The sequence below is a fragment of the Flavobacterium limnophilum genome (assembly GCF_027111315.2).
GTDB classification, from domain to species: Bacteria; Bacteroidota; Bacteroidia; order Flavobacteriales; family Flavobacteriaceae; genus Flavobacterium; species Flavobacterium limnophilum.
The window spans coordinates 4,053,103-4,076,743 of sequence record NZ_CP114289.2 but is presented as its reverse complement, the minus strand read 5'-3'; the positions used below and the strand labels follow the sequence as shown (position 1 = coordinate 4,076,743).

Here is a 23,641-nt window from a genome sequence, read left to right as displayed (position 1 = left end):
ATTCAAAAGTAAACTACAATTTACCTTCATATTTAGAACCTACGTGTCTAACTTCAGTTCTTCTGTTTTTAGCTTTACCAGCTTTAGTTTTGTTGGTAGCAATTGGTTTAGATTCACTAAAACCTACAGTAGTCAAGTTATCAGCATTGATACCTCTAGTAACCAATGCGTTTTTAACAGCATTAGCCCTGTCTTCAGAAAGTTTTTGATTGTAAGCATCAGAACCATCGCTGTCTGTGTGTCCTTCTACACTAAATTTAGCATTAGGATAGTTTTTAAGAATCTCTTTAATGGCATCTAAACGAGCTGGAGTTCCATCTGTTTTTAACGTAGATTTTCCTGATTCAAAATAAACTGATCTAGCCTCAACTTTAAGGTTGTCTAGAGCTTCAGTTGTTACTTCAGGACATCCTCTATTGCTGGCAGGACCAGCTACAGTAGGACAATCATCGTCTTTGTCGGCTACACCATCTTTGTCGGCATCCAATACCGGACATCCACCATTATCTTTAGGACCAGCTACAGTAGGACATTTATCATCTTTATCGGCAAGACCATCTCCATCTGTATCAGGACAACCTTTGAAAGCAGCCAAACCAGCAACTTCTGGGCAAGCGTCATCTTTGTCAGCAATGCCATCTCCGTCTGTATCAGGACAACCATTTAAAGCAGCTAAACCAAATACATCTGGACAAGCATCACTTCCATCGATAATTCCATCACCATCAGTATCAGGACAACCTTTGAATTGTTTCAAACCAGCAACTTCGGGACAAGCATCTTCTTTGTCATAAATTCCGTCACCGTCAGTATCTTTACCTCCAAACTGGAAAGTAATACCTACACTGTGTTGGAAATGTGAAGGAGCTTGAGGAGTATAAATATCTCCAGTAGTTCTATCTCCAAATGATTTTTTGTAAGTTGTTTCTAAAGCCAAACCTACTTTTTCAGTGAACCAAAAAGTCAAACCGGCTCCTGGATTAACAGTTCCGTAACTGTTATCGCCCAAGAAAGTATAACCTCCACCAACTCTCAAGGAAGGATCGATTACTTTAGATTTTATTAAACTCTTGAAACTGTATTTAACGTTTGCATCAACACCATAATACATTAAGTCTCCAGGATTAGTTACTACATAACCACAAGAATTATGACCTGGTGCAGTAGGATCAAAAACAACAAATTTGTCTATTTTATTTATAGATCCTTGAAGTCCAACAGAAAAATTATTCCCAATTGATCTTGCAAGGCTAATATAAGATACAGAAGGAAGAATATTCCAGTTTTCACTTACGTTGAATGGTTGGGAAAAATGTGCGTCTAGCCAACTTTTCCCTCCACCAGCACTTGCTCGTGTGTCAACCGCATTAACTCCAAAAGACAATGCCCATGGATTGTTACTGTCTTGTGCCTGAGAACTTATGGTCATCAGCAACGTTGCAGCAAATAAAAATTTGTAAAGATGTTTCATGCTTAATTTTAAGTTACATTAATATTATTTAAACTTGAAGTGAAAAAATAAATTCTTTTGAAAAAACTAATTATGGCATTTCTCCAATTAAATCCTACTCCATCACTCCTTATACACCTATCCTAAAAGTTAATAAATATATCCACCAAAAATAACACTATTTTATTTATTAATAAAAAACAATGTAGTATTAAATCCGCAATTATTTGTGTTATAAAAAAAAGAAAATTACTACTCTTAATTGATTTTCAGTTCTAAAAACATTAATTAAAAGTGCATTTTTTTTTAGTATTAAAAAATTCTGTTATTGCAAATGATTTATAATTCTTGATATACAACCCATTAGAAATGTTTTATGTTTAAAATAGGGTTTCAAAAGTTGTTGTGTAGTCATTTTGGGCTATACTGGATGTACAACAACAAAAAAAGCCATTCTATTAAGAATGGCTTTTAAAATTATTTATTCAAAAGTAAACTACAATTTACCTTCGTATATAGAACCTACGTGTCTAACTTCAGTTCTTCTGTTTTGAGCTTTACCAGCTTTAGTTTTGTTAGAAGCAATTGGTTTAGATTCACCATAACCTACAGCAGTCAAGTTTTCTGGTTTAATTCCGTTTTCAACCAAAACATTTCTAACAGCATTAGCTCTGTCTTCAGAAAGTTTTTGATTCAATTTGTCAGAACCATCGCTATCTGTGTGTCCTTCAATACTGAATTTAGCATTTGGATAGTTTCTAAGAATTTCTTTCATTGCATCTAAACTAGCTATTGTTGCAGCGTCACCAGTTTTGAAAGTTGATTTACCTGAGTTAAAGAAAACTGATCTAGCTTGAATTTTAAGACTTTCGATAACTTCTACAGTTACTTCAGGACATCCTTTGTTGCTGATAGGACCAGCTACAGTAGGACAGTCATCGTCTTTATCGGCTACACCATCTTTGTCAGCATCCAATACTGGACATCCACCATTATCTTTAGGACCAGCTACAGTAGGACATTTATCATCTTTATCGGCAAGACCATCTCCATCTGTGTCAGGACAACCTTTGAAAGCAGCCAAACCAGCAACTTCTGGACAAGCATCATCTTTGTCAGCAATTCCGTCTCCGTCTTTGTCTGGACATCCGCTCAAAGCAGCTAAACCAAATACATCTGGACAAGCATCGCTTCCGTCGATAATTCCGTCTCCGTCTGTATCAGGACATCCGTTGAATTGTTTTAAACCAGCAACTTCTGGACAAGCATCATCTTTGTCATAAATTCCGTCTCCGTCTGTATCTTTACCTCCAAATTGGAAAGTAATACCAACTGAATGTTGGAAATGAGAAGGAGCTTCAGGAGTGTAAGCATCTCCAGCAGCAGCACGATCTCCAAATGATTTTTTGTAAGTAGTCTCTAAAGCCAAACCTACGTTTTCAGTAAACCAAAAAGTCAAACCTGCACCTGGATTAACAGTTCCGTAACTGTTATCGCCCAAGAAAGTATAACCTCCACCAACTCTCAAGGAAGGATCGATTACTTTAGATTTTATTAAACTCTTGAAACTGTATTTTACGTTTGCATCAATACCATAATACATTAAGTCTCCAGGATTAGTTACTACATAACCACAAGAATTATGACCTGGTGCAGTAGGATCAAAAACAACAAATTTGTCTATTTTGTTTATAGATCCTTGAATTCCAACAGAAAAATTATTCCCAACTGATCTTGCAAGGCTAATATAAGATACAGAAGGAAGAATATTCCAGTTTTCACTTACGTTGAACGCTTGGGAAAAGTGTTGGTCAAGCCAATTTTTTCCTCCACCAGCACTTGCTCGTGTGTCAACCGCATTAACTCCAAAAGACAATGCCCATGGATTGTTACTGTCTTGTGCCTGAGAACTTATGGTCATCAGCATCATTACAGCAAATAAAAGTTTGTTCAGATGTTTCATACTTAATTTTGTTAGATTACTATTTTTAGTCTACAAATATAACGTGTAATTTTTTAACTACAAAACGAAAAGTTAAAAAAAATACAATAAAAATGTAGATTATATCACATTTAGATTCGTTCCAACTTGAATAAAAGCTTCAATAGCTTTATCCAGATTCTCTTGTGAGTGAGAAGCCGACAATTGCACTCTAATTCTCGCTTTGTTTTTTGGAACCACCGGAAAAAAGAAACCAATTACATAAATTCCTTTTTCAAGTAATTCATTTGCCATAGTTTGTGCCAACTTTGCATCATAAAGCATTACGGGAACAATTGCAGAATCGCCATCTATTATGTCAAATCCCGCTTTTTTAATTCCAGCTTTGAAATAATTGGCATTCCATTCCAATTTATCTCTAAGTGTCGTGTCTTTTTCCAATAATTCAAAAACCTTGATGGAAGCCCCAACGATTGCCGGTGCCAATGAATTAGAAAACAAATAAGGCCTTGAACGTTGACGCAACAATTCAATAATTTCTTTTTTGGCCGTCGTATAACCTCCCATTGCACCTCCAAGTGCTTTTCCTAAAGTTCCGGTAATTATGTCAACCCTTCCCATTACCCCTTTGGCCTCGAGTGTCCCTTTCCCTGTTGCTCCTATAAATCCCGCTGCGTGACATTCGTCCACCATTACCAAAGCATCGTATTTATCAGCCAAATCACAAATCTTGTCCAAAGGAGCAACAACACCATCCATTGAGAACACTCCGTCAGTTACAATTAATTTAAAACGAGCTCCTGCTTGATTAGCTTTTATTAATTGTTGTTCCAAATCTTCCATATCGCTGTTTTCATAGCGGTAACGGGCTGCTTTACATAATCGAACGCCATCAATAATAGATGCATGATTCAAAATGTCTGATATTATGGCATCGTTTTCGTTCAATAAAGGCTCGAAAACTCCGCCATTGGCATCAAAAGCCGCCGCGTAAAGAATCGTGTCTTCGGTTCCGTAGAATTCAGAAATCTTTTTTTCCAAGGTTTTATGAATATCCTGTGTTCCGCAAATAAACCGAACTGATGACATTCCGAAACCGTGTGTGTCCATCGTGTCTTTAGCCGCCTGAATTACTTCTGGATGCGAAGAAAGCCCAAGATAATTATTGGCACAAAAATTCAAAACCGTTTCCCCATTAACAGTAATTTCTGGTCCTTGTGGTGAGGTGATGATTCTTTCTTTTTTAAAAATTCCGTTGTCTTCAATCATTTGAAGTTCAGATTGCAAGTACTGTTGTATTTTTCCGTACATATTAAAAATTTAAAGAATTAATGTTTTTAGATCTTTATTACCCTACTATTTTACAAATTTACCACATTGATTTCTACACCTATATATATAAGCGATTTTTTCACCACTTTATACCCCATTAATTCAATGGCTTTTTGGTAATTTTCTAATTGCAATTGGTATTTAGGATTATGAGTTCCTGTTTTGTAATCCAACAAGAAAACGCTTTTGTCTTTGGTCAAAACCATTCGGTCCGGCTTGATGGTTTTACCTTCTTTTTGAATAATGGTTTGCTCATTCAAAACTTCGTTTCCTTCTTCGAAACAAATCGAAAGTTCCGGATGATTGACAATTTCTTGAATACTTTTACGAACTGTGTCTTTTTGATTAACCGTAATTAATCCACCCTCTAAAGCTTTTGTAATAGCCAAATCAACATCGCTCTTGGTTTTTACTAAAGACAATATCTCGTGAACTACATTTCCATATTCGATTGCTTCTTGCTGATGCGTCCCCCACATTACCGATTCTCGTTGGGCAATTTTAATATTTTTGGGATCAAGAACTTTACTAACCGACTGAATTAATTGTACATCTTCCGTTTTGTCGCTTCCAGATGATAATTTGGCAGGATTTCCAAATTCGTATTCTAATTTTTCTTCCTCAAATTCACCTTTGTTAATCAAATATTCAACGAAAAAAGTGGACATGTTATTCTTTCTCGCAACACCTTTAGAATCTAAATTCATATTCGAAATCACGTACAATTGTTCTTCGGCACGAGTTAAAGCCACATACAAAACATTGACATTGTCCAATAATTCCTCCTGTGATTTCTGGACATAAACGGATTTTGCCGCTTCTCCAAAACCTTCAACGGCCTTGCTGTTGTCTACCAAAACTTTTGGCAAACCAAAATCGTCCACCTCGGTGTCTATCCATAATTTGCTTTTTGGACTTTTAGCGTAATCTTCATCGGCAAAAGGCATAATCACGACTGGAAATTCCAATCCTTTCGATTTGTGAATGGTCATAATCCGAACCGCATTTTTACCTTCGGGCGATGGAATGCTGAATTTCTCGGCATTTTTGTCCCAATAATTCAAGAAGTCTGAAATTCCAGCTTGGTTGCGAACATCGCGTTCCAAAACAATGTCGAGAAAATATTGTACGTACGCATTCCCCTCCCCGACCCTCCCCGAAGGGGAGGGAGACGAAACAGATATATTGGAGTTTTGAAGTTGTCCTTGTATTTTTAATACTTCTTGTATGTTATCTAAAACACTATGAATATTTGTTATAACTTCGTTATTTGTAAATCGAATTACCTTATACCCTAATCCATTTAAAACAGCTGTTCGTTCTTTGTCCAATTGAATTTGTTCCTCGGTAAAATGATATTCTCCATCGACTTCAATTATTAATTTTCTCGGCAAACAAACAAAGTCAACAATGAAATCAGCTATCAAATGCTGTTGTCTAAATTTGTGACCCAAAGCCGATGACCTCAACTCTGACCACAAAACCTTTTCTGCCTCGGTTGGATTCTTTCTCTTTTCCTGAGCTTTTTCTATCAACAAATGTGAATAATTACCACCTGTCATATACCCTAACTTTCGGGTTTCGGCTCCTCCTCCTTTGGAGGAGGTTGGGAGGAGGAATTTACTAACAATAAGCTCCACCGATTCATACAACGATTTTTTTCGAATGTCTTGAAAAGAAAGCGAAATATCAAAATTTGTTAACCATTTTTCAAATTCAACTTCCTGCTTTTTCTCCATTCCTTGGGCGATGAAATCGTGAACAGGCAATTGATCCTGAATGTGTTCAGCTACATAATGAAGAAAATGTGCTTTGGCTTCCAAGTCGGAACTGTTTTTTAAATATTTCAATAAATAAATAATGAATCGAACTTCGGTAGCATTTTGAATCATCAGTGTTTCCGACGATAAAAGGGGAATTCCTTGCTCGGTCAAATAATTGGCAACGGCAATTCCGTGGCTGCGTTTTCGGGTTAAAATGACAATATCTTTGAGTTCAAAACCTTGTTTTTGTACTTTTTGAATGGTGTTTAAAGTCGCCAATAAATACAATTCCGTTTTGTCCAATACTTCTTCTTCTTCGCTTTCTTCTATTTTTGGAATGAAGGAAATATTGACGTAACCACCCGTTTTGGCATTGCTTTTTTGATGGCTGTGATTTTGGTACAAATCTTTGTAATCTAAATGCTCGAATTCATTAGCCAACAATTGAAAAAACTCATTATTGAATTCGATTATTTGCGAATACGAACGGTAATTTTTGTCTAAATGTTCTAAAACTTTCTCGGGATTGTTGAACGGATTATGCTCTTTGCTCAATTCGATAAACTGCTCGGCTTTTCCGCCACGCCAGCGGTAAATAGATTGTTTTGGGTCGCCAACAATCATCAAGGTTCCTTTTTCGCCGTCAATTTCGCTGGAGGTGGCGTTGTCAATCAGCGGAATCAGGTTTTGCCATTGCATTTCGGATGTATCCTGGAATTCGTCAATAAAAAAATGACGATAACGCTCGCCCAATCTTTCGTAAATAAAAGGTGCCGGCTGGTTTTGAATTTCACGATGTATAATGGCGTTGAATTCCGAAATGGAAAGCACGTTTTGCTCTTCCTGAATTTTGGCCAATTCATTGCTGACAGTATTCAACAACGACAATGGCGTGATGTTTTTCAGAAAGGCTTTGTAGAAATCCCGCTTTTCAAAATTCTTGTAAACAGTGTCGAGAATTTGCAACAATTCGGGAACAATATTTTCAATCAAAGCGCCGTCTTTAGCAGTTTTATTGATTTTTATATCTTCAGATTCGTGGTAGGTTTTGTTTTTCGGGTTGAATTTCCCATCCACAATACTTTGCAAATGTTTTGGAAAATAAGAACCTGAAAATGATTTCAAATCAATTCCGTTTTTTTCAATCAATGCCAAAGCACTTGCGGCTAATTCCGTATTTTCCTTTTCCAAAACGCTACAAGTTTCGGCGAGTTTGTCTTTTATCTCGACAAATTCGGCAATGGTTTTTTCTTGAAAATGGGTAATTTCATTTCGGTTGTTTTCATTAAGCACCAAACGACCGGTTTCCAATATTTCTCTGGAAATATCCCAAGATTTGTCGTCGTCAGTTTTTTCCATCGTGAAATCGATGAGCAATTTGGTCAAGGTTTCGTCTTCTCCGGCTTGTGCAATGATGGCATCGACGGCTTCAACGAGCAAATTTTCGGTATCTAATGTGACTTCAAAAGTCATTGGCAAACCCAAATCGTGAGCAAATGCTCGAATTACTTTGTGCGTGAATTTATCGATGGTCGAAATATCAAAAGCAGCATAATTATGAATAATATGCTTGATGATCTGCTGTGATTTGGCTTTGATTTGAATGATGGAAAGTTCAGTATCTTTTGCCAAATCCTGCATTAAATCTTGTGCTTTTTTGCTCGGTTCGTCTTTGGCAAATTCTGATAAATTGCCGACAATTCTGCTTTTCATTTCGTGAACCGCTTTGTTGGTAAACGTGATGGCGAGAATGTTCCGATAAGCATCATTTTTATGGGCAACGAGAATGATTTTCAGGTATTCTTTGACAAGTGCATAGGTTTTTCCCGAACCTGCCGATGCATCGTATATGGAGAATGAGGGTCTTTGCATTTTGATTTTTGATTAATCAGGATTAAAAGTAGTACAAAGATTTCTAACTTTCTATTGTTTTTAAATCTTAATCGTTGAAGCCAATAAATTCAACAAAAAAACCTTTGGCTAAGGCCAAAGGCAATTCAAAATATTGAAACAAAATATCTTTTTTATTTTTCGTACATCTCAATAGTCTTCAACAGTTCTGCTGAATATTTAAAAATATCATCTAAAGTTTCTATTTCGTTTTTTGTTTCTTTTTTGTTTTCATCAAATAATCCAATGAATTTTTTTCCGCCGTTTAAGTACAATCGGCAAACCGCTTTTCTATTATTATCATCTAAGAAAATGGCAAAATACGATTGTGCATCTCTATAAGTCACTCTCGTGGCTGGAATATTTTGTCGCAAAATAGTTTTCACAATCAAAAATCCCTCCAGTTCTTCTGCTGTCGTGTTCACTTTGCTAATATCTTCCAGATTTTGTTCTGCCGAAATTTCAACAATGTTTTCAGTTTTACTTTTTTCATCTTCTTTTGATAAAGCATTTTTCAATCTGTCCGTGATTAAATCACTGATGTATTGCTGAATGGATTTTTTAGTCAATTCCGTGAATTGCTCCAAAACTCTTGCAGTCACAACACTTGGGTAAACTTGTTTAGCAAAATACTTTACAAACTCTGGAGTTGGTTCTGTAAGTTCTTTGTTTAGCAAATGTTTGAGTTCATTCATAAATTTCATTTCACTGGCTGTATTTACAATACTTTCGGCATCAAAATTGGCTTTGTGAAATTTTTTCAATTCCTCAACTTGGTTGTCTTTAATCTCGGTAATATTAAATTCTAAAAATGGTTTTTCGTCCATTTTATTTGGCATTACTAAATCAGAATAAAATCGGTAAACAATCCCGTTTGTCAGCAAGCCAAACTTTGCTTTTGAAACGTGAAAATATCTCAAAAGCTGTCCGTCGTGAACATTCAAATTTTGTCTCCAATCTTTACATTCAACCAAAATCGTAGGATTTCCATCTTTAAAAATGGCATAATCAATTTTCTCTCCTTTTTTGATTCCAATGTCTGCAATAAATTCAGGAACAACTTCTAATGGATTAAAAACATCGTAACCTAAACTTTGCAAAAATGGCATTACAAATGCGTTTTTTGTAGCTTCTTCGGTTTGAATATTGTCTTTGTGTTTTGTTCGGTCAGCAATTAATTTAAGTTGGTCTTTTAAATCCATAATTTATTGTTTAGTTTATATTGTTACTTTCCATTTTTTATTTCCCATCAAATCTATCAAGGAAAAAACTCATTCCTTTACGGCTTTCCACATTTCGGCAAAATATTTTTTTAGTTATCATTTACGATAACCACATTACGCAAATATAAAACAAATTTTGACTTATCGTAAATGATAAGAGAGTTTGGAAGAATCAATACAAATACAGGTTGGCAAACGCATTCAAAAAATCCGTCAAGAGAAAAGTATCTCTCAACAGGATTTGGCTGCCAAGTGTAATTTTGAGAAAAGTAATATGTCCAGATTAGAAGCTGGCAGGGCAAATGCAACTCTTTCTACTTTGGAGATAGTATCAAAAGCTTTGGAAATAAATATAATCGAATTATTTAAGTTTAACGATTAGAAGTATTTGAAATCGTTAATCTTCATTCAAAAAACTAATTTTATTCTTAACCCAAATACCCTAGCCCTGATTGCAACGGCATCCTTTTCTTGCTTCCTTTAAGCAAGAAAAGATAAAGTGGAAAGCAGGAAATAGCTCCTCACTTCGACAAGCTCAGTGTGACATAAACCACACTATCAATTTATTTAATAAAACTATAACGAAATAGAATTACCAATTCCAAAGTTAATTGTTTAATTTTGAATAAAATATTTATAAATCATTAAACAACTATATTATGGCTTTTGAATTACCACAATTACCTTATGCGTACGATGCGTTAGAACCTCATATTGATGCGCGCACGATGGAAATCCATCACACGAAACATCATAATGCTTACATTACCAACGTTAATGCTGCTATCGCAGGAACTGAATTGGAAGGTAAAAGCATCGAAGATATTTTGACAAATTTGGACATGAAGAACATGGCTGTTCGCAACAACGGTGGCGGACATTTCAATCACAGTTTGTTTTGGACGATAATGTCTCCAAACGGTGGCGGATTGCCAACAGGAGAATTATTGGCAGGAATTGAAAGCGCTTTTGGTTCTTTCGACGCTTTTAAAGCTGCTTTTGCAAAAGCTGGAGCAACTCAATTTGGTTCAGGATGGGCTTGGTTGTGCGTGAAAGACGGTAAATTGGAAGTTTGCGGAACACCAAACCAAGACAACACCTTGATGCCTGGCGTAGGTTGTGGCGGAACTCCAATCCTTGGAATGGACGTTTGGGAACACGCTTACTATTTGCATTACCAAAACAGAAGACCGGATTATATTGAAGCTTTCTTCAATGTAATTAACTGGGACGAAGTAGCAAAAAGATATGCTGCTGCAAAATAATTCTTTTTTTAGAAAATAGAACAAAGAATATAGAGAATGGACGGATGACTGAAAGGTTGTTCGTCTATTTTTTTGTGATTTCCTTAAATCTGAAATCTAAATTCTGCAATCTAAAACCTTGACTTTATTCCAATAAAAAAGGTGAAATTGCTTTCACCTTTTTTGCCCCAAATCTACCATAAACTTAACCTACTAATATTATGGTGATGTAAAGATATATCTACAATAAGCTTTCAACAAATAAATTAGACGAAATACTCAAATAGTCGTTGAAATACTTAAAAATAATTTAATATGCTCTTGCATTTTTTCCTTCATAAAAATTCATAAACGCCTTGTTTACAACACGATTCCCTCCTGGAGTTGGATAATCTCCGGTAAAATACCAGTCGCCTAAATTTTTAGGACATGCAATATGCAAATTCTCAACCGTTTGGAAAATAATTTTCACTTCGGCATTGATTTCTGGCGAACTCAACAACTGTGCTATTTTATCCGAGATTTCTTGTGGCTTAAATGGCGCATAGATTTCGTTGACAAAATTTACCACATCATTGTCGTGCAAATCTTCCTGTTTTTTGCATTTAACGTAAACCTCGTCCACAATATGATATAGGTTTCTTTCTTTCAATAATTCCAATGCCGCCTGGAAAGCGATTAAACCTTCGAGTTTGGCCATATCGATTCCATAACAATCCGGGTAACGAATTTGCGGTGCCGATGAAACTACAACAATGCTTTTGGGCTTCAAACGATCCATCATTTTGATGATACTCATTTTAAGCGTTGTTCCTCGCACGATGCTGTCGTCAATAATTACCAAATTGTCGGTTGGTTTTATCACGCCATAAGTAACGTCATATACGTGGGCAACCAAGTCATTACGACTGCTGTCTTCGGTGATGAAAGTTCTTAGTTTAGCATCTTTGATGGCCACTTTCTCGGTCCTGATTTTTACTGAAAGGATTTCCTCCAATTTTTCTTTGGTTAATTTTTTCCTGTTTTCAAGAATGTAATTATTTTTTCTTTGATTCAAGAAATCTTGAGCCGCTTCGACCATTCCGTAGAAAGATGTTTCGGCAGTATTTGGAATATAGGAGAAAACCGTATTATCAGTATCATCACCAATGGCGTCTAAAACAGCTGGAAGAATCAATTTTCCCAAGTTTTTTCTTTCTTGATATATCTCGGCATCGCTTCCGCGAGAGAAATAAATTCTTTCGAAAGAACAAGCTTTTTTAACGGTTGGAGGAAGTATTTCCTGCTCGGTTACCGTTCCGTTTTTCTTGATGATTAAGGCGTTTCCGGGTTGCAGCTCCTGAACTTTGTCAAAATCTACATTGAAAACCGTTTGGATAACCGGACGTTCCGAAGCGACTACCACAATTTCGTCATCTTCATAAAAATAAGCGGGACGAATTCCTGCTGGATCCCTAAAAACAAAGGCGTCTCCGTGACCCAAAAGTCCTGCCATAGCATAACCACCATCCAAGTTTTTGGAAGCTCTTCTCAAAATTCTGGCCACGTCCAATTTTTCGGCGATTACAGGTGATGCTTCTCTTTTTGTCAAACCGTGATTTTTGCATTCTTGGTACAAATCAGTCACGGCATTGTCCAAGAAATGTCCAATTTTTTCCATCACCGTAACAGTATCGGCCATTTCTTTTGGATGTTGGCCCAAATCAATAAGACTTTGGAAAAGTTCTTTTACATTGGTCATGTTGAAATTCCCGGCCAAAATCAGGTTTCTGTGCATCCAGTTGTTCTGACGTAAAAAAGGGTGAACACTTTCTATGCTATTTTTTCCAAAAGTTCCGTAACGAACGTGCCCGAGGAACAATTCGCCTAAATAGGGAATCTTCTTTTTTTGCAAAGCCACATCATCCAAATATTCTGGATTTGCTGACAATTCCTCGTTAATCCTGTCGTTTATCTGTGCAAAAACATCCTGGATAGGTTGTGCTTCATTGGAACGCACACGACTAATATATCTCTCTCCTGGTTCCACATCAAGTTTAATACTTGCAAAACCTGCTCCATCCTGCCCACGATTGTGTTGCTTTTCCATAAGGAGGTACATTTTCTGTATTCCGTAGAAAGCTGAACCGTATTTTTCTTTGTAGAATTCAAGCGGTTTCTTTAATCTTAAAAGGGCAATCCCGCATTCATGTTTAATTGCGTCGCTCATCGTATAGTAGTGTTGTAGTTGGTTTTTTATTAAAAAAGCCCCGTTTCCGAGGCTTCAGTTTTGTGCATTATAGTTCTATGTCAAATTGGGTCAATGACTTGAATTGTTTCAATCTCGACACCACTTCTTCTTTTTCTAATCCTACCATTCTTTCGGTTCCAAATTTCTCCACACAGAAGGAAGCTAAATTAGACCCGTAAATAATGGCGTTTTTCATGTTTTTGAATGATATGTTTTCGCTTTGGGTTAAATATCCGGCAAATCCTCCCGCGAAGGTGTCTCCCGCTCCCGTTGGATCAAAAACTTCTTCTAACGGCAAGGCTGGCGCAAAGAAAATTTGGTGGTCGTGAAACAGCAAAGCGCCGTGTTCTCCTTTTTTGATAACCACGTATTTTGGTCCCATAGCGTGAATTTTTACGGCCGCTTTCACCAATGAATATTCTCCTGACAATTGTCTGGCTTCTTCGTCATTGATGGTGATAACATCCACACGCTTGATGACGTCCAATAATTCCGGCAACGCACAATCCATCCAGAAATTCATGGTGTCCAAAACCACTAATTTAGGTTTGACGTCCATTTGATCCAAAACACTGCTTTGCACCAATGGATGCAAGTTTCCTAGCATTACCACATCGGCGGTTTTGAAATTTTGGGGAACTTTTGGCTGAAAATCGGCCAATACGTTCAACTCGGTTGCCAAAGTATCCCTGGAGTTCAAATCGTTGTGGTATAAACCACTCCAAAAGAAGGTCTTGCCCCCTTTAACGACTTCAAGACCTGAAATATCGATGTTTCTATCGGTCAATAAATCTAAATATTCTTGCGGGAAATCATCGCCAACAACAGAAACAATAGCAGATTGAAGATTAAAATGAGAAGCAGAAAGCCCTATGTAAGTCCCTGCACCACCCAAGATTTTGTCTGTTTTGCCAAAAGGTGTTTCAATGGCGTCGAAAGCAACCGTTCCGACAATCAATAATTTATTCATTCTGTGTGTTTCGAATTAAGCGGCAAAGATAGTTTATAAGTTTTAGAGTTGCAAAGGATGAAGCGCTCAAAGTTTTCATAAAAGTTGGGCTAAAACTATTTCAAAAAACTTAAAACTTAAACCAAACCAAATTGGATTTAAAAAAACCAAATGAGCCCATCTGTTTTTTTATGCCCTTTTTCTAGATAGTCGCAACGAAAATTGAGCTATTTGCTCTTTATACTTGCCCTTTCAAGGAATAGTAAAGCGCTGTTTTATTGCTGCTTACTTCTTGTTGAATCTATAATGTCTCTATAATGAGTCTATACTCAATCTATACTATCAGTTATTTTTATAGAGTGGATTTAGAAAAAACATAGAAAAGTATTAAAATTAACTTAAAGTATATAGGGACGATATCAGAGTTATCAGTACCTTTACACTGCACATTACTAACACTTTGCAGAATGGCAAGAATCGATAAAAAAAGCATCATCAGCGGAAGCATAGCCAATTTGGTTTTCAGGAATGTCAACGGCAAACAAATTGTGCAGTCCAAACCCGAAAAAGTAAATCAAACCAAGGCCACAAAATTGAGCGCTTCCGAATTCACCCAATGCAGCCGTTGGGCTAAAAAATTGCGGATTTCGTTAATTCCTTTTTTGGTTGGGCTTACAGACACTTATATGTACAAACGTCTTACTGGACAACTTTATCAAGCCCTGCAAACGAACACGGCAAAACTCAAAGGGCAGCGCACTCCCTGCAATGCTGACATGAGTGCGTTGGCGGGTTTTGAATTTAACACCCACTCTCCTTTCGCGGATTATTTTTTGCCTAACTTGGCTATCAGTTTGGATTCGCAACGCCAACTAAAGGTACTAATACCTGAATTTGAACCCAAAACAGAGGTTGTTTTTGCAGAACAAACCTATCAAGCAGAATTGGTGGTGTATGTTTTGGCCACCAACTTGGAACCCGACAAAGCTGTAGTCGAAACGCATTTTATTTTGCCTATTGAAAGACAAATGGATTTAGTTCCAGCAACCAGCTGGACCAGCCTTCCGCTTCCTCCCGATTATTTTGTTCTGGCAACTGCCAAACTAATGTACTACAACACCAATAAGTTTACTGCAAGGAATTATGTCAACAACAAGGAATTGAATCCTGCCTGCGTGGTTTTTGCCGGGGGCTGGTGATTTACTTTACACTGGAAAAAGGAGTACTTGAAGTTGCCTGAAGAGTACAACGAGTTGTTAAAAATGAGGAAGTAATTCTATTTAATCGTTTACAACAGCTTCCCCTCTTCTTTTTCATAGAAAGCATCCACGGAAAGTGTCTTTTGACTGGATGCAAAAACCGCCAATTCATCGCAACGCTCGTTTTGGGGATGGTTGTTGTGTCCTTTTATCCACTTGAAATCGACTTGATGTTTTCGGTAAACAGCAAGAAAGCGTTTCCATAAATCGGGATTTTTCCGACCTACAAAACCTTTTTTCTCCCAACCAAACACCCATTTCTTCAAAACGGAATCCACCACATATTTGGAATCCGAAACAACCAACACTTTCATGTTGGGGTTTTTTAGTTTTTCGAGACCCACGATTACGGCCAGCAATTCCATCCTGTTATTGGTAGTATGACGAAAACCTTCGTAGAATTCTTTTTTATGGGGCGCTCCCACCAATTCCATCACGACGCCATAGCCACCGCGACCGGGGTTTCCCTTGGCAGCTCCGTCCGTATATATATGTATGTCGTGATTCAAGGTACGAGGTTAGAGATTGGAAGTTAGAAGATTCTCAATGACTGCGGGAAAATATTGTTGTTCCAGTGCATGTATTTTTTCGGCCACCACTTCTGGAGTATCTGTTATTAAAACCGTCACCTTTTTTTGAAAAATAATATTCCCTTCATCATAATTCTCGTTGACGTAATGAATGGTAATTCCGGTTTCCTTTTCCTTGTTTTCGACAATGGCTTTGTGCACATTGCTTCCATACATTCCTTTTCCGCCATATTTTGGCAACAAGGCTGGATGCACGTTTATTATTTTATCTGGATACTGCGCTACAATATTTTCGGGAAATTTTAACAAAAAACCGGCAAGAACTATCAAATCGGGTTGTAAAGCATTTATTTTTTGTAATACTTTACCTTCCGTTAATTCTTCTTTGGTGAAAATTTCTGTTGGAACTTGAAAATTTTTGGCCCTTTCAATCACAAAAGCTTTTGGATTATTTGTAAAAACAGAAACGACGGTTCCAGTGTTCTTATTTTTAAAGTGTTTCATAATGTTTTCAGCATTAGTACCCGATCCAGAAGCAAAAATTACTATTTTTTTCATATTCAAACAGATTTCAATTATGCAAAAAAAAGAATAAAAAGTGATAATAAATAACATTGCACCCTCTTTGTGGAATTTATTTTATAAATTAGCTGTCACATTTATTAACTAAATAGTTGTTTTCAAATAAAGTTTTTTATTTTTGCCAACAATTAAAATTTAAAATTAAAGATTATGTCAGACATTGCATCAAGAGTAAAAGCGATTATCGTAGACAAATTAGGTGTTGACGAAAACGAAGTTGTAACAGAAGCTAGCTTCACTAATGATTTAGGAGCTGACTCATTAGACACTGTAGAGCTTATTATGGAGTTCGAAAAAGAATTTGATATTCAAATTCCAGACGATCAAGCAGAAAATATCGCTACTGTAGGTCAAGCAATTTCTTATATCGAAGAAGCTAAGAAATAATAAAAAAACACCCGTTGGCTTCATTGCAAACGGGTGTTATTATTTTTTAAAATTAAATTCCGGATTGAAATTCAATCAAAAATGATATTTATATTATAACACCCATAGCTCTTTTGTGATATCAATACAGCAAGAAAGCGTGGGTTTTATTTGTTTAAAAATACTAATTTAATTAATTATGGAATTAAGGCGAGTTGTTGTAACAGGTCTAGGTGCTCTTACCCCAATTGGAAACAATATTCAAGAGTATTGGAATGGGCTTATTAACGGCGTTAGTGGAGCGGCTCCAATAACATATTATGACCCTTCAAAGTTTAGAACTCATTTCGCCTGCGAAGTGAAAAACTTCAATGTTGAAGACTTCATTGACAGAAAAGAAGCCCGAAAAATGGATCGTTATGCACAATATGCATTAGTTGCAGCTGAAGAAGCGGTACAAGATGCTGGTTTCAATTTTGAAAAATTAGACAAAGATAGAGTTGGCGTAATCTGGGGTTCTGGAATTGGCGGATTGGAAACTTTTCAAAACGAAGTATTAAACTTTGCAGCCGGTGATGGAACACCAAAATTCAATCCTTTCTTTATCCCAAAAATGATTGCCGATATTGCCGGCGGTCATATCTCCATTAAATATGGTTTTAGAGGTCCTAATTTCACAACTGTTTCAGCTTGTGCTTCATCAACAAATGCCATTATTGACGCATTCAATTATATTCGATTGGGTCATGCTGATGCCATGGTAACTGGTGGTTCAGAAGCAGCGGTAACCATTGCAGGAATGGGAGGATTTAATGCCATGCACGCCCTTTCGACACGAAATGACGATCCAAAAACTGCCTCTAGACCTATGGATAAAGACCGAGATGGTTTTGTTTTAGGCGAAGGAGCCGGTGCTTTAATCTTGGAAGAATACGAACATGCCATTGCCCGCGGAGCAACTATCTATTGCGAAGTTGGTGGCGGCGGAATGTCGGCAGACGCTTATCATATCACTGCTCCACATCCAGAAGGATTGGGCGCAAAAAACGTGATGTTGAACTGCTTGAGAGATGCCGGATTAAAACCTACCGATGTTGACGGCGTGAATATGCACGGAACTTCGACACCGCTTGGTGACTTGGCAGAATCTAAAGCGATTGAACATGTTTTTGGCGAACACGCTTACACAATGAACTTGAACTCGACAAAATCGATGACAGGACATTTACTTGGTGCCGCCGGTGCAATAGAAACCATATCGTCTATCCTTTCGATAAAATATGGAATTGTCCCTCCGACAATCAATCATTTTACCGATGACGAGAACATCAATTCTAAATTGAACTTTACTTTTAATGTCGCCCAAAAAAGAGACGTGAATGTATTGATGAGCAATACTTTTGGTTTTGGAGGACACAATGCTTGTGTATTGGTAAAAAAACTAGGTTACTAATTATAATTCAAATGCGTATAATTAGAAAAATATTTTCAAAATCCCGTTCTCTAGAAGACGGGATTTTTTTTGATGCTATACGTGAAATTTTGGGCTTTGACCCAAAAACGCTCGATTACTACAAAAAAGCATTTACCCATCGCTCCTCCAACAAGTTGGACGAACTGGGAAACGCAATTAATTATGAACGTCTTGAATTTCTGGGAGACGCCATGTTAAGCTCGGTAATTGCAGCCCATTTGTTCAATAAAGCTCCCGCGGGAGACGAAGGTTATCTCACCAAAATGAGGTCGAAAATTGTCAGTAGGGAACATTTGAACGAATTGGGAAAAGATTTGAATCTCATTCGATTCATAGCAAGCAAAGTTCCCGTGCAACATTTTGGAGAAAACATTCACGGCAATATTTTTGAATCGCTGGTCGGGGCAATTTACCTGGACAGAGGTTATGAATACTGCGAAAAATTCATCCAGAAAAGGGTTGTAATTCCTTATGTGGACATTGCGCGATTGGAAGGAAAAGTGATTAGTTATAAAAGCCTGCTCATAGAATGGTGTCAAAAAGAAAAGAAACAATTTCACTATGATATTTTTGAGGATAACGGAATAGATGGACAACGCTTATTCGGGGTAAAGCTAAGTATCGACGAAAAAGTAATTGCAAAAGCAAGGGCAACTTCCAAAAAGAAAGCGGAAGAAAAAGCATCGCAACGTGCGTATTTTGCATTTCAAAAAAAAATTGACAATAAATGATTACAACAAGATGTTAGCTACATCGTTTTCGCATATAAATTAATAAATCATCCGTTTTGAGAGGTTATTGCTTCCGATAGAAACACTATCTTTGCATCTTATTTTTTCAGGAAATGGCAGTTCATAAATTGGATCTTGGCGAGTTTGACGAAATAGATTATCATCTTATTGCTATTCATACTTCATTGGAAGATTATCGGTTAGCTTATTCCATCAATCAAAAGCTTCCAATAAATTTGGGCAAAAACAAGAATGAAATTCAAATTAACATAAAAGAAGGAGAGACAAAATTCTCGCGATTTTATTATCATGATGTTGAAAAAGCGATTACTTGGAATTTAATTCAAAATATAAATGAAGTAATCCACCAAAAAAACGACAATGGCCAAGGTCTATTTTCGAATTTAAACGTGGAAGTTTCGACAAAAGTTTATTTGCTTCCCGAATTCAAGAAAGTTGATTATTTTTTGAAAATTGAAAATACAGATGAATCCATGGATTTATCAAAAATACAATCCATGTTAAACACGATTGAAAGCATAACGACGGCATATTCCGTTGAAACAAATAAAATAAAGTCAAAAAACAATTTAATTTTTTAATACAAATGATTACAAAGAAAAAAACAAAAATTGTAGCCACCCTTGGACCTGCATGTAGTACTAGAGAGATCATCAAAGACATGATTGACGCAGGTGTAAATGTGTTTAGAATAAATTTTTCGCACGCAGACTATGAAGATGTTAAACAAAAAATCAATATAATTCGAGGCCTTAACGAAGAATTTGGATACACAACCGCAATTCTTGGAGACTTGCAAGGACCTAAACTTCGAGTAGGCGTAATGGAAGAAGGCGTAGTGGTAAATGATGGTGACTTAATCACCTTTACAACTGCCGAAGACATTCTTGGTACTGCCAAAAAAGTTTTCATGAAATACAAAAATTTTCCAAACGATGTAAATCCAGGAGAAAAAATCTTGCTTGACGACGGTAAACTAATCTTCGAAATTGTCGAAACAGACAAAAATACCGAAGTTTTGGCACGCGTTCTTCAAGGTGGTGAATTGAAATCCAAAAAAGGGGTAAATCTTCCCAACACAAAAATTTCCTTGCCTGCATTGACCGAAAAAGATATTGCCGATGCCATTTTTGCCATTGGTCAAAACGTAGACTGGATTGCGCTATCATTCGTGAAAACGCCAAGAGATTTACAAGACCTACAAGAATTGATTGCAGAACATTCTGATTATAAAATTCCAATCGTTGCCAAAATAGAAATGCCGGAAGCATTGGAAAATATTGACAAAATTATTGCTTATTCTGATGCCTTGATGGTAGCTCGTGGAGATTTGGGAGTGGAACTTCCTGCACACGAAGTACCTTTGGTTCAAAAAGAATTAATCAGAAGAGCAAAAACAGCCAGAATTCCCGTTATCGTGGCCACCCAAATGATGGAAACCATGATTACAAGTTTGACTCCTACTCGTGCTGAGGTAAATGACGTAGCCAACTCGGTTATGGATGGTGCCGATGCCGTAATGCTTTCTGGAGAAACTGCCACGGGTAATTATCCTGTTCAGGTAATTCAACAAATGACACAAATTCTTGAAGCAGTGGAAGATTCTCCGCTAATTCAAGTTCCCCAAAACACGCCGCAAATCAAAACAAGCCGTTTTATCACTAAAATTGTTTGTCACCACGCCACACAAATGGCCAACGGAATCAAGGCGAAAGCAATTTGCACCTTGACAAACAGCGGTTATACTGCTTTCCAAATATCGGCTTGGAGACCTCAATCCCATATTTTGGTATTTACTTCCAATAAACGAATCTTGACCCGTCTTAATTTATTGTGGGGAGTAAAATCTTTCTATTATGACAGCTCGGTAAGTACGGATGACACCGTTTCTGACGTAAACGAAATCGCAAGACAAAAAGGATATGTAACCAAAGGAGATTTCTTGGTAAACCTTTCTGCAATGCCTCTTACCGATAAAGGTATGGTAAACACCTTGAGAGTTTCAGAAATAGAATAGCTTAAAACCTATCAAATGATATTCATAACCACGCTTTCGGGCGTGGTTTTTTTGTTAAAAAGCAAATTTCAATTGCACCACAACCGTCTTTTTCTCTTCGGTGTTTAAATTGCTCAAGGAAATTCCCAACAATCTAACGGAATCTTTCATCCGTTCCTGGAACAAAAGTTCTTTTACAGTTTCCATAATCAATCCCTTGTCGGATATAAAGTAAGGCAAAGTCTTGCTGCGGGTTTGTTGCGTAAAATCGCTGTATTTTATTTTCAAAGTAACCGTTTTTCCTGCTATACGGTGTTTTTTGAGTCTTTTTTCCAATGAGTTGGCAATGTTTTCCAACTGCTCCAGCATAAAAATTTCGGACGAAAGATTGATGTCAAAAGTATGTTCGGCCGCCACCGATTTGGTAATTCGATCCGATTTTACTTCACTGTCGTGAATGCCACGAACCACATTATAATAGAAATTTCCCGATTTACCGAAATGTTTTTCGAGAAATTCCATGGATTTGCTTTTCAGTTCCAATCCCGTAAAAACACCCAATTGGTACATTTTTTCGGTCGTGACTTTCCCAACTCCATAAAATTTCCGGATGGGCAATACTTCCAAAAAAGAAACAACTTCCTCCGGATTGACCGTTTTCTGTCCGTTGGGTTTGTTGTAATCACTGGCAATTTTGGCCACGAATTTATTGACCGAAATTCCCGCCGAAGCAGTAAGTCCCACTTCGTCAAGAATACGCAATCTTATTTCTTGTGCCAATAAAGTAGCGCTTGGATTGCCTTTTTTGTTTACCGTAACGTCGAGATAAGCTTCGTCAAGAGACAAAGGTTCGACCAAATCGGTGTATTCGTGGAATATCTTCTGAATTTTGCTGGATATTTCTTTGTAGCGCTCGAATCGAGGTCTCACAAAAATTAAATCGGGACAATATTTTTTGGCCAAAACGCCGCTAATGGCACTTCGAACTCCAAATTTTCTGGCCTCATAACTTGCCGCCGCCACAACGCCACGGTTTTCCGATCCGCCAACAGCAATTGGTTTTCCACGCAAAGCAGGATTGTCCATTTGCTCCACCGAAGCATAAAAAGCATCCATATCGACATGTATGATTTTTCTATTTGGAACTGTTTCAGACATAAAGCAAATTTATGCAAATTATCGCACCTACATATTCTTAAATATCTTACATTTATAATAAATTAAAACCATAAAATTCATTAGACCAATCATGAAAAAAACAATTTACTTCTTATTGCTTTTACCTGTTTTGTCATGGAGTCAAACCAATGACAACAATACTGTTGTCCGACATTATTATAAAGATAAAGTGGTATCCGTAGAAATTTGGAAAGGGACTGATAAAATTGTAGATAGTTTAAAAACTTACCATAACAATGGAAAGATAAACGAGATCTTTTATTTTGATACTAAAGGACATAAAAACACCAATTGTTTTCAATACAACAACTTGGGAGAGAAATTAGTGACTTGGAATTTTTCTCATGGCAAATTATTGAGCAGAACCGACCACAAATTACCTTTTAACAACAAGGAAACTGAAGAAAATGCAAAAAAACATCTTCAATTGCTTACGGAATTAAACACCAGAACCAATTATAACCCAACCAATATAAACGACTTATACAAAAGAGGTAATTTAAGAGCTCGTCTTGGCAATAGAACCTTGGCTCTTGACGATTTAAAAAAGGTGGAAAGGATAATAAATAAAAAAACTAAAGACACCACCAAAGTAATTTCGGAATCCGAAAAGGCAAACAGGGAAAAATTCAAAAGCAGTCTTTATGATTTACTGGCTAATCTCTATGGAGCTCTTGAAATGGAAAACTATGCCTATCAATACTATCTTAAAGCAATGACTGCCGCACCAAAAGACAATCGGATTTTATATAATTTTGCCAATTATTTACAACAAAAAAAATCCACTGATTTGGCACGTTTCTATTTAGAAAAAATCATTTCAGAACAACCAGAACATGGTCATGCAAGATGGGGAATGGCACGATTGTACAGCGATATTGGCGAATACGAAAAAGCCATGGAAAATATTAAGGTCGCTTTCCTTAAAGAAAAAATAATTATAGAACGCTCATCCAATTATGGGGGCAGGGATTTAAAGACTACACGAGGTTTACTGTACCACAAATTAGGTGAATCCGAAAAAGGAATCCAAGATTTGAAAGAAGCATTAGAAATGGATCCAAACAATTCGTATGCCATGAAAAACCTGGGCATTATTTACCTCGACCAAAAAAAATACGATAAAGCCTGTGCCTTATTCGAAAAAGTAAAGGAACTCGATTATACCTTAGTATATGATGAAAAAGATCTCGATGCTTTATTGGGAAGTGCCTGCAACAACGTGCAACCTGAAATAGTTATTGAAAAACCCAAACCATTTGTTTTCCCTAATCCTGCCACAACAGTAATCACGGTCAAAAACTATGATTTCAAGAATTTTGATTATGAATTGTTTGATTTCGAATCCAATTCCGTTTTACGTGGAAACAGCTCCGATGGCACTATTGATGTATCAAGACTAAACGCAGGTTTTTACATCCTTAAAACCTTCAATACAGCTTCACCGCAAACCTTTAAAATCATCAAAGAATAGCAATAA

Annotated in this window: 19 protein-coding genes; 9 read left to right on the top strand and 10 right to left on the bottom strand. The window is 36.8% G+C overall.

Annotation, left to right across the window (positions count from 1 at the left end):
• Positions 1-13: 13 nt before the first annotated feature.
• The 5 genes from OZP13_RS16915 to OZP13_RS16895 all read right to left on the bottom strand — a co-directional run bounded on the left by OZP13_RS16915 (position 14) and on the right by OZP13_RS16895 (position 9,579).
• Entirely contained in the window at positions 14-1,471 is a 1,458-nt protein-coding gene (locus OZP13_RS16915; protein WP_281297956.1) for an OmpA family protein, read from the bottom strand.
• A 475-nt stretch (positions 1,472-1,946) separates the two neighbouring features.
• The gene (locus OZP13_RS16910) at positions 1,947-3,413 is read right to left on the bottom strand and encodes an OmpA family protein (RefSeq protein WP_281297955.1); all 1,467 of its coding nucleotides are present in this window, start codon (positions 3,411-3,413) and stop codon (positions 1,947-1,949) included.
• Positions 3,414-3,512: 99 nt separating this feature from the next.
• The gene (gene kbl / locus OZP13_RS16905; RefSeq protein WP_281297954.1) at positions 3,513-4,703 is read right to left on the bottom strand and encodes a glycine C-acetyltransferase; all 1,191 of its coding nucleotides are present in this window, start codon (positions 4,701-4,703) and stop codon (positions 3,513-3,515) included.
• A 50-nt stretch (positions 4,704-4,753) separates the two neighbouring features.
• The gene (locus tag OZP13_RS16900; protein WP_281297953.1) at positions 4,754-8,359 is read right to left on the bottom strand and encodes a UvrD-helicase domain-containing protein; all 3,606 of its coding nucleotides are present in this window, start codon (positions 8,357-8,359) and stop codon (positions 4,754-4,756) included.
• A gap of 152 nt (positions 8,360-8,511) precedes the next feature.
• Positions 8,512-9,579, bottom strand: a complete 1,068-nt coding sequence (locus OZP13_RS16895) for a type I restriction endonuclease (protein ID WP_269241296.1) — start codon at positions 9,577-9,579, stop codon at positions 8,512-8,514.
• Between the two features lie 184 nt (positions 9,580-9,763).
• Here OZP13_RS16895 and OZP13_RS16890 point away from each other — a divergent pair, with 184 nt between their 5' ends.
• Both OZP13_RS16890 and OZP13_RS16885 read left to right on the top strand, forming a co-directional pair.
• The gene (locus tag OZP13_RS16890) at positions 9,764-9,982 is read left to right on the top strand and encodes a helix-turn-helix domain-containing protein (RefSeq protein ID WP_269241295.1); all 219 of its coding nucleotides are present in this window, start codon (positions 9,764-9,766) and stop codon (positions 9,980-9,982) included.
• Positions 9,983-10,259: 277 nt separating this feature from the next.
• Positions 10,260-10,865, top strand: coding sequence for a superoxide dismutase (locus OZP13_RS16885; protein ID WP_281297952.1), 606 nt, complete (start codon positions 10,260-10,262; stop codon positions 10,863-10,865).
• Positions 10,866-11,154: 289 nt separating this feature from the next.
• Here the strand turns inward: OZP13_RS16885 and OZP13_RS16880 are convergent, their stop codons facing one another.
• Positions 11,155-13,053 (bottom strand): amidophosphoribosyltransferase, encoded by a 1,899-nt coding sequence (locus OZP13_RS16880; RefSeq protein WP_281297951.1) that lies wholly within the window; start codon positions 13,051-13,053, stop codon positions 11,155-11,157.
• A 67-nt stretch (positions 13,054-13,120) separates the two neighbouring features.
• Positions 13,121-14,044, bottom strand: coding sequence for a PfkB family carbohydrate kinase (locus OZP13_RS16875; protein ID WP_281297950.1), 924 nt, complete (start codon positions 14,042-14,044; stop codon positions 13,121-13,123).
• Positions 14,045-14,490: 446 nt separating this feature from the next.
• Between OZP13_RS16875 and OZP13_RS16870 the strand changes: the two genes are divergently transcribed.
• The gene (locus tag OZP13_RS16870) at positions 14,491-15,222 is read left to right on the top strand and encodes a hypothetical protein (protein WP_281297949.1); all 732 of its coding nucleotides are present in this window, start codon (positions 14,491-14,493) and stop codon (positions 15,220-15,222) included.
• 89 nt (positions 15,223-15,311) lie between these two features.
• Here OZP13_RS16870 and rnhA read toward each other — a convergent pair whose 3' ends face one another.
• Positions 15,312-15,791 (bottom strand): ribonuclease HI, encoded by a 480-nt coding sequence (rnhA, locus tag OZP13_RS16865; RefSeq protein ID WP_281297948.1) that lies wholly within the window; start codon positions 15,789-15,791, stop codon positions 15,312-15,314.
• A 9-nt stretch (positions 15,792-15,800) separates the two neighbouring features.
• On the bottom strand, positions 15,801-16,370 hold the full coding sequence (gene purN / locus OZP13_RS16860; protein WP_269241290.1) for a phosphoribosylglycinamide formyltransferase: 570 nt from the start codon (positions 16,368-16,370) through the stop codon (positions 15,801-15,803).
• Positions 16,371-16,544: 174 nt separating this feature from the next.
• Between purN and OZP13_RS16855 the strand changes: the two genes are divergently transcribed.
• The 5 genes from OZP13_RS16855 (at position 16,545) to pyk (ending at position 21,003) form a co-directional block, all read left to right on the top strand.
• Positions 16,545-16,781, top strand: a complete 237-nt coding sequence (locus OZP13_RS16855) for an acyl carrier protein (RefSeq protein ID WP_007137004.1) — start codon at positions 16,545-16,547, stop codon at positions 16,779-16,781.
• A 178-nt stretch (positions 16,782-16,959) separates the two neighbouring features.
• Entirely contained in the window at positions 16,960-18,213 is a 1,254-nt protein-coding gene (gene fabF, locus OZP13_RS16850) for a beta-ketoacyl-ACP synthase II (protein ID WP_281297947.1), read from the top strand.
• An 11-nt stretch (positions 18,214-18,224) separates the two neighbouring features.
• On the top strand, positions 18,225-18,965 hold the full coding sequence (rnc, locus tag OZP13_RS16845) for a ribonuclease III (protein WP_281297946.1): 741 nt from the start codon (positions 18,225-18,227) through the stop codon (positions 18,963-18,965).
• A 113-nt stretch (positions 18,966-19,078) separates the two neighbouring features.
• Positions 19,079-19,567, top strand: a complete 489-nt coding sequence (locus OZP13_RS16840) for an IPExxxVDY family protein (RefSeq protein ID WP_281297945.1) — start codon at positions 19,079-19,081, stop codon at positions 19,565-19,567.
• Positions 19,568-19,572: 5 nt separating this feature from the next.
• Complete coding sequence (gene pyk, locus OZP13_RS16835; RefSeq protein ID WP_281297944.1) at positions 19,573-21,003, top strand: pyruvate kinase; 1,431 nt, start codon at positions 19,573-19,575, stop codon at positions 21,001-21,003.
• A 54-nt stretch (positions 21,004-21,057) separates the two neighbouring features.
• Here pyk and dinB read toward each other — a convergent pair whose 3' ends face one another.
• A complete protein-coding gene (gene dinB, locus OZP13_RS16830) occupies positions 21,058-22,140 on the bottom strand; it encodes a DNA polymerase IV (protein ID WP_269241286.1) in 1,083 nt (360 codons plus the stop codon).
• 91 nt (positions 22,141-22,231) lie between these two features.
• Between dinB and OZP13_RS16825 the strand changes: the two genes are divergently transcribed.
• Positions 22,232-23,635 (top strand): tetratricopeptide repeat protein, encoded by a 1,404-nt coding sequence (locus OZP13_RS16825; protein ID WP_281297943.1) that lies wholly within the window; start codon positions 22,232-22,234, stop codon positions 23,633-23,635.
• The last annotated feature ends 6 nt before the right edge of the window (positions 23,636-23,641 follow it).

Coding starts and splice junctions, on each gene's coding strand:
- OZP13_RS16885 (WP_281297952.1), top strand. CDS start 10,260: ATGGCTTTTGAATTACCACAATTACCTTATGCGTACGATGCGTTAGAA.
- kbl (WP_281297954.1), bottom strand. CDS start 4,703: ATGTACGGAAAAATACAACAGTACTTGCAATCTGAACTTCAAATGATT.
- OZP13_RS16875 (WP_281297950.1), bottom strand. CDS start 14,044: ATGAATAAATTATTGATTGTCGGAACGGTTGCTTTCGACGCCATTGAA.
- pyk (WP_281297944.1), top strand. CDS start 19,573: ATGATTACAAAGAAAAAAACAAAAATTGTAGCCACCCTTGGACCTGCA.
- OZP13_RS16900 (WP_281297953.1), bottom strand. CDS start 8,359: ATGCAAAGACCCTCATTCTCCATATACGATGCATCGGCAGGTTCGGGA.
- OZP13_RS16880 (WP_281297951.1), bottom strand. CDS start 13,053: ATGAGCGACGCAATTAAACATGAATGCGGGATTGCCCTTTTAAGATTA.
- OZP13_RS16840 (WP_281297945.1), top strand. CDS start 19,079: ATGGCAGTTCATAAATTGGATCTTGGCGAGTTTGACGAAATAGATTAT.
- OZP13_RS16825 (WP_281297943.1), top strand. CDS start 22,232: ATGAAAAAAACAATTTACTTCTTATTGCTTTTACCTGTTTTGTCATGG.
- dinB (WP_269241286.1), bottom strand. CDS start 22,140: ATGTCTGAAACAGTTCCAAATAGAAAAATCATACATGTCGATATGGAT.
- fabF (WP_281297947.1), top strand. CDS start 16,960: ATGGAATTAAGGCGAGTTGTTGTAACAGGTCTAGGTGCTCTTACCCCA.
- OZP13_RS16855 (WP_007137004.1), top strand. CDS start 16,545: ATGTCAGACATTGCATCAAGAGTAAAAGCGATTATCGTAGACAAATTA.
- OZP13_RS16910 (WP_281297955.1), bottom strand. CDS start 3,413: ATGAAACATCTGAACAAACTTTTATTTGCTGTAATGATGCTGATGACC.
- OZP13_RS16870 (WP_281297949.1), top strand. CDS start 14,491: ATGGCAAGAATCGATAAAAAAAGCATCATCAGCGGAAGCATAGCCAAT.
- OZP13_RS16915 (WP_281297956.1), bottom strand. CDS start 1,471: ATGAAACATCTTTACAAATTTTTATTTGCTGCAACGTTGCTGATGACC.
- rnc (WP_281297946.1), top strand. CDS start 18,225: ATGCGTATAATTAGAAAAATATTTTCAAAATCCCGTTCTCTAGAAGAC.
- purN (WP_269241290.1), bottom strand. CDS start 16,370: ATGAAAAAAATAGTAATTTTTGCTTCTGGATCGGGTACTAATGCTGAA.
- OZP13_RS16895 (WP_269241296.1), bottom strand. CDS start 9,579: ATGGATTTAAAAGACCAACTTAAATTAATTGCTGACCGAACAAAACAC.